The organism is Actinomyces israelii DSM 43320 (genome assembly GCF_000711965.1).
Classification (GTDB): domain Bacteria; phylum Actinomycetota; class Actinomycetes; order Actinomycetales; family Actinomycetaceae; genus Actinomyces; species Actinomyces israelii.
Window position 1 is genome coordinate 38,957 of record NZ_JONS01000021.1, and the last position, 14,292, is coordinate 53,248.

14 protein-coding genes are annotated in these 14,292 nt (G+C 70.3%); 9 read left to right on the forward strand and 5 right to left on the reverse strand.

Features of this window, described 5'->3' with window-relative positions; all coding sequences use genetic code 11:
• The first annotated feature begins 243 nt into the window (after nucleotides 1-243).
• The gene (locus O145_RS17305; protein ID WP_229118465.1) at nucleotides 244-672 is read left to right on the forward strand and encodes a hypothetical protein; all 429 of its coding nucleotides are present in this window, start codon (nucleotides 244-246) and stop codon (nucleotides 670-672) included.
• A gap of 502 nt (nucleotides 673-1,174) precedes the next feature.
• On the opposite strand, the gene O145_RS18135 is transcribed toward O145_RS17305, so the two are convergent.
• Entirely contained in the window at nucleotides 1,175-1,321 is a 147-nt protein-coding gene (locus O145_RS18135) for a hypothetical protein (protein WP_156966678.1), read from the reverse strand.
• A 197-nt stretch (nucleotides 1,322-1,518) separates the two neighbouring features.
• Nucleotides 1,519-1,848 (reverse strand): heavy metal-binding domain-containing protein, encoded by a 330-nt coding sequence (locus O145_RS08820; protein ID WP_043562315.1) that lies wholly within the window; start codon nucleotides 1,846-1,848, stop codon nucleotides 1,519-1,521.
• A 625-nt stretch (nucleotides 1,849-2,473) separates the two neighbouring features.
• Here O145_RS08820 and O145_RS19165 point away from each other — a divergent pair.
• On the forward strand, nucleotides 2,474-2,776 hold the full coding sequence (locus tag O145_RS19165) for a hypothetical protein (RefSeq protein WP_229118466.1): 303 nt from the start codon (nucleotides 2,474-2,476) through the stop codon (nucleotides 2,774-2,776).
• Between the two features lie 78 nt (nucleotides 2,777-2,854).
• Here O145_RS19165 and O145_RS08830 read toward each other — a convergent pair whose 3' ends face one another.
• Nucleotides 2,855-3,376, reverse strand: a complete 522-nt coding sequence (locus O145_RS08830) for a SprT-like domain-containing protein (protein WP_043562337.1) — start codon at nucleotides 3,374-3,376, stop codon at nucleotides 2,855-2,857.
• Nucleotides 3,377-3,904: 528 nt separating this feature from the next.
• Between O145_RS08830 and O145_RS08835 the strand changes: the two genes are divergently transcribed.
• On the forward strand, nucleotides 3,905-4,726 hold the full coding sequence (locus tag O145_RS08835; RefSeq protein ID WP_043562316.1) for a hypothetical protein: 822 nt from the start codon (nucleotides 3,905-3,907) through the stop codon (nucleotides 4,724-4,726).
• 131 nt (nucleotides 4,727-4,857) lie between these two features.
• A complete protein-coding gene (locus O145_RS08840) occupies nucleotides 4,858-6,384 on the forward strand; it encodes a phospholipase D-like domain-containing protein (RefSeq protein ID WP_043562317.1) in 1,527 nt (508 codons plus the stop codon).
• A 110-nt stretch (nucleotides 6,385-6,494) separates the two neighbouring features.
• Here the strand turns inward: O145_RS08840 and O145_RS08845 are convergent, their stop codons facing one another.
• The gene (locus O145_RS08845; protein WP_043562318.1) at nucleotides 6,495-7,874 is read right to left on the reverse strand and encodes a serpin family protein; all 1,380 of its coding nucleotides are present in this window, start codon (nucleotides 7,872-7,874) and stop codon (nucleotides 6,495-6,497) included.
• 138 nt (nucleotides 7,875-8,012) lie between these two features.
• Between O145_RS08845 and O145_RS16515 the strand changes: the two genes are divergently transcribed.
• Together O145_RS16515 and O145_RS08855 are read left to right on the forward strand one after the other, a co-directional pair.
• Entirely contained in the window at nucleotides 8,013-9,251 is a 1,239-nt protein-coding gene (locus O145_RS16515) for a glycosyltransferase (RefSeq protein WP_156966679.1), read from the forward strand.
• 75 nt (nucleotides 9,252-9,326) lie between these two features.
• A complete protein-coding gene (locus O145_RS08855) occupies nucleotides 9,327-10,676 on the forward strand; it encodes an IS1096 element passenger TnpR family protein (RefSeq protein ID WP_043562319.1) in 1,350 nt (449 codons plus the stop codon).
• Nucleotides 10,677-11,340: 664 nt separating this feature from the next.
• Here the strand turns inward: O145_RS08855 and O145_RS08860 are convergent.
• Entirely contained in the window at nucleotides 11,341-12,678 is a 1,338-nt protein-coding gene (locus tag O145_RS08860) for a Fic family protein (protein ID WP_043562320.1), read from the reverse strand.
• A 609-nt stretch (nucleotides 12,679-13,287) separates the two neighbouring features.
• On the opposite strand from O145_RS08860, the gene O145_RS08865 reads away from it, so the two are divergent.
• The 3 genes from O145_RS08865 (at nucleotide 13,288) to O145_RS19585 (ending at nucleotide 14,292) form a co-directional block, all read left to right on the forward strand.
• On the forward strand, nucleotides 13,288-13,830 hold the full coding sequence (locus tag O145_RS08865) for a hypothetical protein (protein ID WP_156966680.1): 543 nt from the start codon (nucleotides 13,288-13,290) through the stop codon (nucleotides 13,828-13,830).
• Nucleotides 13,831-13,980: 150 nt separating this feature from the next.
• Nucleotides 13,981-14,109, forward strand: a complete 129-nt coding sequence (locus O145_RS19580) for a hypothetical protein (protein ID WP_267489926.1) — start codon at nucleotides 13,981-13,983, stop codon at nucleotides 14,107-14,109.
• Between the two features lie 57 nt (nucleotides 14,110-14,166).
• On the forward strand, nucleotides 14,167-14,292 hold the full coding sequence (locus O145_RS19585) for a hypothetical protein (protein ID WP_267489927.1): 126 nt from the start codon (nucleotides 14,167-14,169) through the stop codon (nucleotides 14,290-14,292).

Here is a 14,292-nt window from a genome sequence, read left to right on the forward strand (position 1 = left end):
GGCACTGCGCCGGGCGGGGCATTCGCCGCTCCCGGTTCATCAGTTGCCTCGGACGAGGCCGTGCCCATGTCGGCCGCCTCGGGGCCTGGTCCCGTGTCGGCGCCGTCGGGATCAGCTCCGGCCGCCGGATCCACCTCCGCGCCGTCGGGATCGGCTCCAGCCGCCGGGTCCGCGGCCTTCGGCTCGCCCTACTCCGGCTACTCGGCTACTGGCCAGGCCCCTGCGCAGCCCGGGGCGTCCGCCATGTCGGTGCCATTGGCCAGCGGCTCGGCCCCGGTGGGGGCGGGCGCCAGCGCGTCCGGCCCTGCCTACTCGGCGCCGCCGACGGGGAATCTGAACGACTACTTCACAGGGGCTGCCGCCCCTGCGCCTGATGCTCAGTCGGCTGGGCTGTCCGCTGCGCCGTCGGACTCCGCGTTCGCCGAGGAGCTGGAGGACGACGTCCCACCGCCCGGCGGCTCCTTCGGCAAGTGGATGCTGACGCTTCTCCTGGCGGGGCTGCCACTGATCGGCATCGTCTACCTGTGCGTCCTGTCCTTCGGCGGATCGGCGCCGGCCTGGCGCCGCAACTGGGCGCGCGCCATGCTCGCCTGGGTGCTGATCGTCGCCGTGCTGTCCGGGATCCTCTTCGCCGTCGCCGGCTCGGCGCTGTTCCAGATGCTGGGCGGGTGAGGGCGGCCTGCGGGCCGGATGGTCGATTCCCGGGGTTCGGGGTGTGTCCGGGCCCCTGGCCGTGGTCGGGGTGCTCGGGGCGGGAGGCGCGAGCGGGCTGGGGCGGATACAGAGATACAGAGGCGGTTCGCGCATGGGGGAGAGGCGGCTCGATGGGACAGATACTGTTTTTCGTTGAGATTCCGCGATTCTGCTCAGATCGTCAAGGTTGGCTGACGTGCTCCCACGTGCACGGACCCTCTGGGCGCACGCGGGAGCACGTCAGCTCATCTTGACGGACGTCCGTGAGTCGCGAAATCATGCCGAAAACCGGCGTCCACCCCGGCAAGGCGCTCCTTTTCCATGTGCGACCCTCCCCGAAGCCCTTCAAGGCGCCCCGCAGCCCACCCGCTCCGCGCCTATCCCGCCCTAGATGATGGTTGATTCCGCGAGAAGAGGCGCGGTCCTCGCGGTCGTACGTTGGTTCGCGTGGTCGTACCTTAAGCGTACGGCCGCGAGGGGTTCAGACCGTGCACCGGTCCAGGTCGGCCTCCCGGGGTCCCGAAGAGCCGGTGGAGGCCCGGCGGCGGGCGCCCCAGGTCTCCTTGAACCGATCTCGAGCCGGAAGTGAACCGATCTCGGCGAAGAGGTCGCCGGGGACCGCCGGCATGGGCGCAGCGCCTGTGACGTTGAGGCTTGCCGCACCCCGGAATCAATCATCTAGAAGCGTCGGGGAGCGGGTGAGGATGCGGCGGTCGCACAGCCCACCCTGCTGGCCCGACAGGAGCGGATCTTGGCGGCCGGGGTGCCTTCTGAGGGTGCCATCGTCATGCTGCCCGCCGGCTGCGAGCCGAGCCCCGGCCCGGCCTACTGCACGGGGGAGAAGCGCACGGCGGTGCCGGAGGCCGTCACCATGAGCATGTTGTTGTCCGTGCCGAGGACCTCGTAGTCGATGTCGACACCGACCACGCCCTCGGCGCCGAGCTCCTGGGCGCGTGCGGTCATCTCGGCCAGCGCTGTCTCGCGGGCCTGGATGAGCTCGCGCTCGTAGGCTTCCGAGCGCCCGCCGACCACGTTGCGGAAACCGGCGGCGATGTCCTTGAACATGTTGACTCCGGCGACGGTCTCGCCGCAGACGACGCGCAGGTACTGGGTGACGGGGTAGCCCTCGACGGTGGGCGTGGTGGTGACGATCATGACACGCTCCTTCACAACGGTTGGTCACAGCCGCGCGGAGCGGCTGTGCGAAGGCTCCCACGGCGCCGTGCCCACGGCATCGTCCTCGCGCCGGAAGCGTGGTCGCCGTCGTGTCATCCCACGGCATGAGGGCTCGGGGCCAGGGCGGGCGAGGATCGGATGGACGCGGGGACCCGCGCAGGGCCGGCCGTGGCCGGCCGCGAGCGAGGTGCAGACCATAAAGTGAGTGATCCCAGGGCTGAGCGGCCCCGGGCGACGGAGAAAAAGGTGGCTCCTACGCACTTTTAAGGTGCTCGACGGCCTCGGACGCGATTAGGATCGGCGTGATTCCGCGGTTCTGTGGCGAGGGCGGGGCGGGGGCCGGTGTTAAAAGTGCGTAGGAGCCACCTTTTCCGGTTGATATCGGTCTCCTGGGGGCCCGGAGGGCTGGTGAAGACCCGACGGCGGGCCCCGCTGAACTCCCTGAGCCGATCTCGATCCGGACTACGACCGATCTCGACGAAGGCGGGCGACCGCGGAGCGAGCGGGAGGCGGCGGGGTGCGGACCACTAGCCGCGTATCCGGTATCCTCGGTATCTTCGACTATCTCGCAACTGTCCTCACACTCCCTCTCTAAGGAGCTCCCATGGCACAGCAGCCGTACTACTCCCCGGCGGGCGGCACCGTTCCCCAGCCCGCGTACATCGCGCCCGGCCCGCCGCCGGAGCATCCCGCGGACTCCGTGGGCTCGTGGATGCTGGCGCTGCTGCTCACCGCTCTTCCCGTGATCGGTTTCATCTACGTGCTCGTGCTCGCCTTCGGCGGCTCGGCCTCCGCCTCGCGCTGCAACTGGGCGCGGGCGATGCTCATATGGCAGATCATCGCCCTGGTCGGCGTTATCGCCTTCTTCGTCCTGGGCGGCTGGGCACTGCTCGAGAGCCAGCGCTGACGTTCCGGCACTGCGGCCCGGCCGGGAGCGCCGCGACTCGGGCCGGGCCGGTGCTTTCCGGCTGGGTCGTCGGCCCGGTCATCTCCGCCCTCGCGACCGGAGCCGGGCGAGGGCGCGGGCGTAGCGCGGCCCGATCTGCTCGGGTGTGACGGCGACGCCGTCATGCTCCCATCCGAGCAGGTTCTCGATCCGGAACGAGCGCGAGCACGTGGCGCACGCCAGCGGGACCGACGGGCGCCGCATGCGGGTCACCGTGTGGCCCGCCGGGCACGTCCCCCGCCACCGCCCCTCCACGCGCGGCGCCTGCGGGTCGACCAGGCGCCGGCCGGTGGAGCCGATGCGCCGGGCCTCCGCGCGCCATACGGCGTCGTGCCCGTGGCTGGCGCCGACGCGCGCGTGCGCGATCTCGTGGAGGATCGTCTCGCGGACCTCGGCCTCGTCGTACAGGCTCATCAGGTGGCGCGAGAGCGTGATCCGACGGCACGCGTGGTCGGTCTGCCCGGCACGTCGGCGGGCGCGGTCCAGACCCAGGTCCCAGTCCCCGACGCCGTGGGTCGTCATGAGGGAGCGGGCCAGGGCCAGGACGTCGGGCAGGTGCACGGCCCAGAGCGTAGCGGGCCGCGCCCGGGCGTCGCGGTCCTCGGTCCACCTCTCGACAGCGGGGTGCGACCGCGCGACGGAGCCGGGGAGCCTCTGGCTCGCCCGTCCCCTGCGCGCCGCTGACTCGATGACCTTGATGACGGCGCGTACCGGGCCGGCAGACAACGGCCCGGCGGCGCCCCTTCGATGAGCCTCGGCGCCGACCGGGCGCCCCGCGACACCCTGTCCCGGCCCGCCCGAAGGGCGCTGCGCCGTCGTCGGGCAAGAGACACATCGCGGCCCGATGGCGGCAACGGCTCGGCCCAGGGCTCCGACTGTGGCAGCATGGCGCCGATGCCTCAACGTCCCGCTCCCTCCGCGCGCCGCCGTCCGTCCCGGAGCCACCAGGGCTCTGCGACGGCGCGGTCTGCGTCTGCGCGCTCGAAGCGCCCGTCGGGCTCCTCCGGCACCAGAGGGAGGACCCGACGCGGCCCGGGCCCGCTGGCGCGCCTGCTCCGCTCTCCGCTGGGCTTCCTGCTGGGCGCGTTCGTGCTCACCGTCGCGGTGGGGCTGCTCGTGGCCAGGTTCCTCGATTCCGCACCGTTGCGGGGTATGGCGCCGGTCCCCTCCCGGATCGGGCCGGCTCCTGTGACGACCGACATGACCGGCTTCGATGCGGCGCGCATTATCGACGACGAGGTCTTCTACGACTCGACCACCATGACCGCCCAGGGGGTCGCCGACTTCATCGAGCAGATCAACGCGGGCTGCCAGACGGGCGATGACGGCACGCTCTGCCTGGCGGAGGCGACTTTCGACACCGAGGACCGCGAGGTGACCACCGCCTGCCCTGGCGGGTACAAGGGCGTGGCCGCGGAGAGCGCCGCGCAGATCATCTCCAAGGTGGCGACCTCCTGCGACATCAATCCCCAGGTGCTGCTGGTGCTGATCCAGAAGGAGCAGGGGCTGCTCACCGCCTCGGGCGAGACTCTGACCGCCCGCGTCTACGAGGCCGCCGCGGGCTACGCCTGCCCCGACGGCGCACAGTGCGACTCCAAGTACGCGGGCTTCTTCCGCCAGATCTACGGGGCCGCCATGCAGTTCCAGACCTACCGTCTGAATCCCAAGGCCTACCAGGTGGTCGCGGGCGTCCCCGTGCAGCTGGCCTACTCCCCGGACTCCGCGTGCGGCACCGCCGAGCTGACGGTGGCCAACCAGGCGACCGCGGGCCTGTACGACTACACCCCCTACCAGCCCAATGCCGTCGCGGCCCACGGCGGGAATGACTGCACCAGCTGGGGGAACTGGAACTTCTACGGGTACTTCCGCAGCTTCTTCGGGGATCCGACGCCCTCCACCGCCGACAGCTGAGCCGCCGACTGCGCCGCGGGGCGGGCGGACCGACCTCGCCGCGGAACTGGACCGGTCTCGACGGGAGGGGGAGGGGGCACGGCTCGGCGCTCGCTGAGCGGCTTGCGGGGCCGCCGTGCAAGGATTCGGGTATGGAGTGGCAGCCGGTTCTGGCGACGACCTGGGTCGTCGTGGAGTACGCGATCAAGATCGTCGCACTCGGGACCGTTCCGGAGAACCGCCGCCCGTCGTCGTCGACGGCGTGGCTGCTGCTCATCTTCCTGCTGCCGGTTGTGGGCCTGCCGCTCTACATCTTCCTGGGCAGCCCGTGGATCCACGGCAAGCGCCGCGAGCAGCAGATCGCCGTCAACGAGATCGCCCTGGAGTCCACCAAGGACGTGCCTTACGCACCCGAGGGCACCGAGCGCTCGCCGTACCTGGACTCGGTCCTGCGGATGAACCGCGCCCTGACGGGCCTGCCGTGCGTGACCGGCGAGGTCATCTCCCTGCACGGCGACTCGGCGACCACCTACGCCGAGATGGCCCGCGCCATTGACGCCGCCACCCACCACGTTCACGTCGAGTTCTACATCCAGTCCTGGGACCCGGTCACTGACGTCTTCTACTCCGCGCTGGAGCGGGCCGCCGCCCGCGGTGTGGCCGTGCGCCTGCTGGTGGACCACCTCGGGTCGCGCAAGTACCCCGGCTGGCGGAGCCTGGGCAGCCGCTTCGCCGCCGCCGGCATCCAGTGGCGGCTCATGATGCCGCTGCTGCCGCACAAGCGGCGCTTCCGCCGCCCCGACCTGCGCAACCACCGCAAGCTCCTCGTCATCGACGGCGAGCGCGCCTTCATCGGCTCCCACAACATTATCGACCCGACCTACCGGCTGCGCTCCAACGTCCGGGCGGGGCGCACCTGGGCGGACCTGAGCGTGGAGGTCACCGGGGACATCGTCGTCGAGGCCGAGGCGGTCTTCGGCATGGACTGGTACTTCGAGTCCGGCGAGGTGCTCGACATCTCAGACATCCTGCCGCAGGCCGGCGGGTCCGGCTCGGTGTCGCAGGTGCTTCGGGAGGCCGAGCCCGTCGGCACCCCGGCGCCCCAGCCGGGGCGCCCCGACGCCGTGGTCAATGCCATGCAGCTGGTGCCCTCGGGGCCCGGCTACCCCACCGAGCCGAACCTGCGGATGGTCCTGTCCCTCATCCAGAACGCCACCGAGCGGGTGTCCATCACGAGCCCCTACTTCGTGCCCGACGAGGCGCTGCTGGCGGCGATGACGACGGCGGCCTACCGCGGCATCGAGGTCGAGCTCTTCGTGGGGCTGGAGTCCGACCACCTCATTGTCAACCACGCGCAGCGCTCCTACTACCAGGTGCTGCTCGCCGCCGGGGTGCGCATCTACCGGTATCCGGCGCCGACCGTGCTGCACGCCAAGTACATGACGGTCGACGACGAGATCGCGGTGATCGGCAGCGCGAACATGGACTTCCGGTCCTTCGCCCTGAACTACGAGGTCATGCTGCTGGCCTTCGGCGGCGACCTCGACGACATGCTGCGCGCCAACGACGCCTACTACCGCGCCGTCTCCGCCGAGCTCACCGCCGAGCAGTGGGCGGCCGAGCCCTGGTGGCGCCGCTATATCGACAATGTCTGCCGGCTGCTGTCCGCTGTTCTGTGAGGCGTGGGGCGGGTGAGCATGGGTGCGCATGGGTGAGCATGGTGGGGTTCTGAACCGGTCTCGGTGCGGAAGTGAACCGATCTCGCGGTGGAATACGACCGATCTCGGCGTCAGGACGGGCCGTTGATGACCGCCTCGAACAGGGCGACGCCGGTGGACAGGTCCCGCAGCCGCATGACGTAGGGGTGGTCGACGTGGAAGTCCGTGATGGGGCCGAGGTTCGGGGCGGTGGCCGCGTCGCCGTGCTCGGAGACGGCGGCCGCGACCGTGCCGTCCTCGCGCACAATGAGCCTCACCTGCTGCCGGTAGGCCGTCGTCTCGAGCTGGGGGCTGATGCGCCCCATCGGGCGGATGTCGGCGCCCAGGGACTCCAGGACGGGGAGGATGTCGATGCCTCCGTCCGGGCTCGTCAGGTCGATGCGCGGCAGCCACAGGTTCACCTCGGGGGACAGGCCCTCGCGCTCCGCCTCGTCGAGCAGGGCGCTGGCCGCCGCCCACGTGTCGGCGGGAAGCGCCTCGGGCAGGGTGCCCTTGTCCGGCAGCACGATGTCCAGGGCGAAGTCCTCCGAGTAGGGCACGCGCAGGACCTTCCAGGTCACAGAGCCGGTGGTCCCCTCGGTGCAGACCATGCTGCTCTGCTGCCTCATCATGGGGACCTGGATGACGCTGCCGTCCGCGCGGGTGAAGTCCTCGTCCTGGGTGCTCTTCTTGTCGAAGAGCTCTTTCCACTGCGCGGCGAAGAGGACGGCGTTCTGCAGCGCGACATCGATCTTGGTGGCGTCCAGCGCCGATGACTTGATGAGGCCCGCCGTGTTCTGCTTGACCCACTCGTCGAGCACGTCCTGGGCCTTGCCGACGTCGGCGCGCCGCAGGTCCGCGGAGAACCAGCGGCGGACGCCGTCGACGAAGTCCTGGCCGACCTCCGCGGGCTTGCCGTGGTCGACGACGACGATCTGGTCGGCGACGTGCACCAGCGGATGCTCGGGGGCCTTGCTGTCGGGCTTGAAGCCGGAGACGTCGCCGTCGTGGGCGAGCAGCGCGGTCTGGATCGCCGACCAGGTCGTGTTGCGGGCCTCCTCGTCCGCGGCGCCGAGGAGCTCGTTGAGCCCCTGGGCCGCCGGGTCCGTGGCGCCGAGCGAGGCCGCCGCCAGGTTGAGGGCGAGGGAGGCCGGGCTCGCCAGGGCGTTGGCGTGCGCGCCGTCGGCGAGCTGGGCCGACAGGAGCGCCGCGCCCAGGGCGTCGCAGGCGCCGACGGCGGCCCTCAGACCGGGCGCCTCCGCCAGGGTCAGCTCGGCGCGGGTCTGGTCGCTTGTCAGCACGGTGCCGCCGATGTCGCGCTTCCAGAGGCCGCAGCCGGCGAGGGCGCCCGCGGCGACGGCGGACAGGAGCAGCGCGGTGCGGCGGCTCGGAGCGGCTGCAGCCCGCGCGGGCGGGCAGCGGGTGTCAGGGGCCGGGGCGGGGCGGCGGTCAGCAGGGCCGGTGGTGCTCATAGGAGGAAGTCTGCCCCTGCTGGGCGCCCTCGGGGAGGGGGGCGCGGAAGAATCCTCCGGTGCGCGAGCGCCTCGGCTCCCCGGATGCCCGAGCTCGAGCCCCGGCCGGGCGGGGAACCGGTGGCCTAGGGTTGGGGCATGATCCCCAAGGGCCCCGAGAGTACTGAGAACCCCGTGTGCGCCGAGAAGGCCGGTTGCGCTGACGACGCCGGGGGCCTCCCGGTTCCCGAGGGCCCCGCGGGCTCCGAGGGCGCTGAGCACCGGCCGCTGCGGCGGGTCGTCTTCCTCATGAACGACATGCACCGCCCCAACGGCATTGTCAGTGCCACCGACCTGCTCGCCACCGAGATGAGGGCGCGCGGCCTCGCCGTCGACATCTGGTGCTTCGGTGCCTGCGACCCTGAGCTGCGCGAACGCCACCACGTCATCGACGTCGTGCCCGGCCGCCGCCTGACCACCAAGATGCCCGGCTTCGCCAGCTCCAAAGCCGTCCTCAAACCACTGCGCCATCTCATCACCCTGGGGTGGTGGCCCTGGACGGTGGCCCGCCTGCGCCGCCTGGCGAGCCGCTGGGAGGAGGAGACCCTGGTCATCGGCGCGGGCCTGGAGTCGGTGCGGCTGCTCGACCAGGCCGGTATCCGCCCGGCTCGCCTTGTTTCCCAGGTGCATACCGATGTGCCCGCCCTGACCGCCGTCCAGCGCGCCCTGGTGCGGGGAGCCGCGACCGTGTCGGCTGCCGTGACCGCCCTGACCCCCGAAGGCGCCCAGGAGCTGCGCTCCTGGGACATGCGCGCCGTCCCCATGACCAATCCGTGCCCGGACCTGGGGGGAGTGGCTGATCCGGCGCACTCGCGCACCGTCGTCTTCCTGGGGCGTCTGTCGGAGGGCAAGCAGGTCGACCATCTCATCCGGGCCTTCGAGGCCGCCGCCCGGCCCGGCTGGCGCCTGCGGATCTACGGCTCCGGCCCCCAGGAGGAGCGCCTGCGGGGCCTGGCGGAGGGCGCCGACGCCGACATCGAGCTGTGCGGGTCCGTCGATGACGTCGGCCCGGTCCTGGCCGGCGCCGCGATCCACGCCCTGCCCTCCCGCTTCGAGGGACTGAGCATGTGCATCCTGGAGGCGAACACCGCCGGCGTGCCCTCCGTGGTGTACGACTGCTCGCCCGGGATGCGCCTGGCCGGCGGGCCGGCCGCCTCGCTCGTGCCCAACGGGGACGTCGAGGCGTTCGGGGCCGCTCTGAGCGTCCTCATGGAGGATGACGCCGCGCGCGCCGACGCCGGGCGGCGCGCCCGCGAGTACGGGCGGCGCTTCAGCACGCCCGCCGTCGTCGATCGGTGGCTCAGCCTGTGGGACGACCTCGCCGCCGGCCCGGCGTGACCATTCTGTGACCACTGGGTGGACGCGCCGGGGCAGAATCTTGGCCAATGCGGCGCGCGCTGCCACGATGGCCCCATGGCACGCCGCTGGCAGATCATCTCCGTTGAACTTGTCTCCGGGCGCGGGCAGATCTTCGCGCCTCCTCCCGGTCGGGACCTCATTGTGCCGCCGTCGACGACCTTCGAGCAGCTCGGCGTCGCGATCGACCTCGCCCTGGCCCGCTGGGACCTGGGGCACCTGCGCGACTTCACGCTCGCCGACGGCACCCGCGTCATCGACGACACCACCGATCTCGAGCTCGGCTTCGGCGGGTTCAGCGGCGGCGCCCTCATCGACAAGGTCCTTCGCCACAACGCCAGGGTCAAGGACTACGTCAATGTCGGCGAGGTCTTCCGGTACGTCTTCGACTTCGGGGACGACTGGACCTGCCGGTGCACCGTCACGAGGTTCGGGGACCCCGAGCAGGAGGTCGGCGTCGTCGTGCAGGAGCCCACCGCGATCTGGGGCTGGGGGGCCCTGCCCGACCAGTACGGGCGTATGCGCCACGACGACGAGGACTTCCCCGGCGACGACGCGGCGCTGACGGCCAAGCAGATGCGCGCCGAGGAGAGCGAGGTGAGCACCTTCCTCATGACCTTCGGCCAGGTCGAGCCCGAGCGGCTGGACCTGCGGGCCGTCCGCGTGGCCCGGGCCGCCGGCGATCCCAACGCGCTGATCGCGGCGCTGACCGGCGTCAACGCCGACCATGCGCTCCAGCAGATCGGCCAGGCTCTCATTGAGGCCTGGGACGGGATTCACAGCCCCGGGCGCGCGCGGGGGCGCAGCGCCGTGCGCGGGCAGCTCGCCTCGGTCATGGCGACCCTGAGCAACCGGCTCCAGTGGCGCGACGAGGACGGCGACGCGATCCTCAGCGCCGAGCTCATTGCCCGGATCCAGGGCGAGGAGCCTGTCGGGCGGCCGCTGTCGGTCGATCTCGAGGAGCTCGCCGACACCATGGCCTCCTACGGCGACGTCAACGGCGGCTACCTCGACCTGGACACCGGGCAGGTGCTGCTGGCCGCCATGGTCTCGGCGCGCGGGATCGACCTCGATGCGGGCAACGAGGAGTTCGGGATCGAGCCGGGGCGCCGGTGGGTCGTGGTCGATGACAGCGCCAAGGCGATCACCACCGCGGACCGGCGCGGCTTCATCCGCCACCTGCAGAGCAGCGGGCGGCAGGACGAGCGGGCCGCCGCGAGCACGTTGTCGTCGGCGATGCAGTCGCAGTCCGCCCGCGGCTTCGACGACGCCATCGACGAGCTCGGTCTGGCCCCGGTGTGGGTCGGGTACCGGGACGACCGCCGCTGGGGCAGGGCCCGCGAGGCGCTCGCGGCGCACGGGGTGCGTCCGACCGTGGTGCGCCCCATCAGCGAGGTCGTGAAGTAGCGCGGCGGCCGGCGGCGCGTGGTCGCCGGCGGTGTGCCGCCCACTCGCTCCCTCCTTTCGCCGAGATCGGTCGTATTCCGGCTCGAGATCGGTTCGTTTCCGCGTCGCGATCGGTTCGCACCATGGTTTGTGCCAGGGCTTGGTGAAGGCGGCCGCACGGAGGGCGCTCGATGCTCGACGGCGAGAGGAGGCGGCTGCTGAGCCCGGACCATCCGGCGGGACCTGGATCCCAGTTTTGCCCCCGACTTTTCCGCATGGTGTCGTCGGGAGCTGTTTGTCGGGGTGCGCGCTGGGTCTGATCCCCGATTCGGGGCTTCCGATGCGGGCAGGGCGGCTCGGGGTGTCCGTCAGAATGACATTGGGTGCCCGGAGCCCGGGCCGGGGGCTGGGGACCCGCATGATTGCGCGGGTCTCGCCGTGTTGCGCTGTCCCTTGAAGTTTTAATGTCATTCTGACGGACATCCGGGCCTCCTGCGCCGCATGTCGAGCGGTCGCCGGCTTTGCTGCTCGACACGGACGATGGGGACGGGCGTCGTTGGAAGCTGTTCGCTGGACGGGACGGGCCTGTCGGCGGCGGGCCGCGCCCGGTCAGGGGGCCTCCACGTCTCCGAGGACGCCGTGCGCCGCCCGGATGACAGGTGCGGCCGGTGAGCGCGCCGGCGCGTCAGCTCGACGGGTCGGCGCCCAGCCTGCGGGCGAGATCCTCTGCGGGGAACCAGACCACGCGGCGTCCCTGTTTCGCCGAGGCCAGGTACCCGCGCCTCTCGAGGTCCTGCAGATCGGTGCGCGCCGTCTGGGCGACCACATTGTGCCGCGCCTGATGGTCGGCCACCGTGGCCGTCGCCCCCGGATCCCGCAGGAAGCGCTCGATGACTGCGACCTGCCGGTGGTTAAGGCCGCGACCCCGCAGAAAGCGGTTCGCGTCCCGGAGCTCGGCCGTCTTACGCGTCAGGTACTTATCGAGGTCGTCAATGGCGCGGACGATCACGCGGGCCTGCTCCAGGTAGAAGTAAGTCAGGTCGCCGTCGTCGTCCTCGGTGTACAGGAAGGAGCGCGCGTACCGGGCCGGGGCTCGCCTGAGAAGACGCGAGATCGACAGGAACTCCGCCAGGAAGAACCCCTGGCGGAGCATCGACCAGTAGAAGACGGCGCGGGAGGTGCGGCCGTTGCCGTCGGCGAAGTAGTGGTCGTACCCCATCATGAAGTGCAGGGTGATGGCCCGCAGGAGCGGGGGCATGTAGGGGCCCTCGCCTGCGGCGGTGCTGTTGGCGAAAGCGCACAGGGCGGCCATGCGCTCCGGGAGCTCCTCCGCCGGCGGCGGTACGTGAAGAATCTGGTCCTGGTCCTGCGTGCCGTAGATGTGCACTCTCTCGTCGCCCGGGCGCTGGATGCGTCCGGCGTCGGAGGGGTCGTCGAGCGTGTCCGTCGTGACGCGGCGGTGGATCTCGCGAATCAGGCCGGGGCTCAACGGCTCGTCCTTGAGCGCGATGATCTCCTGCATGGCCTCGTAGTTGTTGAGGATCATCTGCTCGCTGCGGTCCTGCGGGCGGCGGCCCTCGCGCAGCATCTCCTTGGCCCGTACCCGGGAGGTGGAGGCGCCCTCCAGCTGGGAGGACGTGATCGCCTCCTCGCTCAGTGAGGAGATGAGGTAGCGGTTCCTCGTCGCGGGGTTGGCGATCGGCTCGGGCAGGGCGATCTCCCCGCGCGCCCGGGTGGAGACCTGCTCGATGAGGCGAAGAAGCGGGTCGGGCAGGTTGTAGGTCAGCGGCGTCCCGTCCCGCAGGGCGAGGGGAGTGGGGCGGGCAGACTGCTCGCGTCGCAGGCGAACCGCGAGCCACCAGTCCTCACGGCTGAATCCCGTGGGCGGCTCGTGACGGACGAACCACTCCCAGGGGTGGTAGTCGGGGTCCCGGCCGAGTGCCGGCTCGCTCAGGAGAGTGGCCAGCGGTGCCGTCGTGCGCAGGAGCGAGTTCCTCGACGGCGGCGGGATCGGTGTCGTCACGTGTCCTCCTCGGCGGACCGTCACCTGCTACCAGCTGCTAATCTAGCCCATATTAGCAGCTGGTAGCAGGTGGGCGCGGGCGGCGTGGGTCATGCGCATGGGCTGATGAGGCGCATGCGAGCAGGTTGGTACGGGCGCGGGCGGCGCCCCTCGCGGCCCCGGCCCCGGGGCCGCAGACCTATCCCCACCGTCGCCATGGACCTACTGCAGCGTACTCCCGGCCCCCGGGGCGCGAACCGATCTCGAGCCGGAGCCGGACCGATCTCGGCGCGGAATACGACCGATCTCGGCGAATTGGGAGGGGAGGGTGGTGCTCCGGTCGAGAGATCGCGTGTCGCCGCCTACCTCATGAAGGAGATCGGGGTCTTGTAGAAGACCGCTAATCGGGCTGGAGCAGGCCCTTGTCTCTGTGCGGCGGCTCTCGCGCGCGATGGCACGATTTAATCGATTTTCGGGCACGGTGACAGGATGATTCTATTATTTAGAGACTTCTACTATTGAAGTCGATCATCGGCGAAACTATCATGATCGTATCGTTCTTCTCGATAATTGGAGGCTATTGCGAAGAACGACACTGTCACGAGGACGCCCAGGCGCTCCTGTCTGGGCGTGAGCAAACCAGAAGGAGGGCTCTCGCTGAACAGGACAAGCACGTTGGGGCGCGTTCTCGCCTCGATGGTCGCCCTGGCGGTGACGAGTGGAATCTCTCTGGGCCTCTCAGGTCAGGCTTCTGCCGCACCTCAGTCGCCCGCCGCGAATCCGGATCAGGCCAAGGTCGCTGAGCTTCAGGAGCAGTACAAGGCCGAGGCGTCTCCCGAGGACTATCAGAGGGCGATTGATGCCTACGATCAGCTGGTTGCGGGGAAGGCGACAGACGTCGCAGCTGCTGAGCAGCCTCAGGGCGCAGCGGCGTCAGGTGAGGAGTACGCCATGTGTGTCAGCATCCCCAAGTGGGCTGTTGTCGCAGTCGCCTGGTATGCCATGGTCGGTGGCGGGGCCACCGCGGTTGTGGGGACGGTTGCTGACGCGACTATCGTTGGTCTCCCGGCAGGTACTGTGCTCGCTGCTATTGGTGCTGGAGAAGGCATCACTGCCAATGCACTTCTGTACTGGTCCGACCGCACTGATTGGCCCAAGGATGCGTGCATCTGATCTGTGACCTGTGCTGCTGGGTGGAGGGAGTTTCGCTGACTTTATGGCGGAATTCTCGCCGCTCTCGGTCTCGATGTGCTGGAATATGCTGGCGGCGGTTGAGTAGTCGGCAGCAAATCTGTCGATTCACGTTATGAGGAGTGTGGAATAATGGGCGTCCCGCAGTGGGTCCTGGGCTGGATTGTGTTCGCGCTGTTTGCGGTGCTGGTGATTTACCTTCACCTCCGGAAGCGGCGCTCCGGGACGCGCAAGTACCGCGACGATCACGATCGCGGCTGATACGACAAGCGGTCGCGTGCACAAATTCGACAGAAGCCGGAGAAGGAGGCAGTGCCCGTGGGCTTTCCGCAGTGGATGTGGGCGCTGGTAGTCGGGTGGAGCGGCGTGGCCATCGGCACTGGGGTCCGTCTGTACCGGACCCGGCGCGACTGGATGCGCAAGTACCGCAACGGTCACGACTGA

Coding starts and splice junctions, on each gene's coding strand:
- O145_RS17305 (WP_229118465.1), top strand. CDS start 244: ATGTCGGTGCCATTGGCCAGCGGCTCGGCCCCGGTGGGGGCGGGCGCC.
- O145_RS18135 (WP_156966678.1), bottom strand. CDS start 1,321: ATGCCGGCGGTCCCCGGCGACCTCTTCGCCGAGATCGGTTCACTTCCG.
- O145_RS08820 (WP_043562315.1), bottom strand. CDS start 1,848: ATGATCGTCACCACCACGCCCACCGTCGAGGGCTACCCCGTCACCCAG.
- O145_RS19165 (WP_229118466.1), top strand. CDS start 2,474: ATGGCACAGCAGCCGTACTACTCCCCGGCGGGCGGCACCGTTCCCCAG.
- O145_RS08840 (WP_043562317.1), top strand. CDS start 4,858: ATGGAGTGGCAGCCGGTTCTGGCGACGACCTGGGTCGTCGTGGAGTAC.
- O145_RS08845 (WP_043562318.1), bottom strand. CDS start 7,874: ATGAGCACCACCGGCCCTGCTGACCGCCGCCCCGCCCCGGCCCCTGAC.
- O145_RS16515 (WP_156966679.1), top strand. CDS start 8,013: ATGATCCCCAAGGGCCCCGAGAGTACTGAGAACCCCGTGTGCGCCGAG.
- O145_RS08855 (WP_043562319.1), top strand. CDS start 9,327: ATGGCACGCCGCTGGCAGATCATCTCCGTTGAACTTGTCTCCGGGCGC.
- O145_RS19580 (WP_267489926.1), top strand. CDS start 13,981: ATGGGCGTCCCGCAGTGGGTCCTGGGCTGGATTGTGTTCGCGCTGTTT.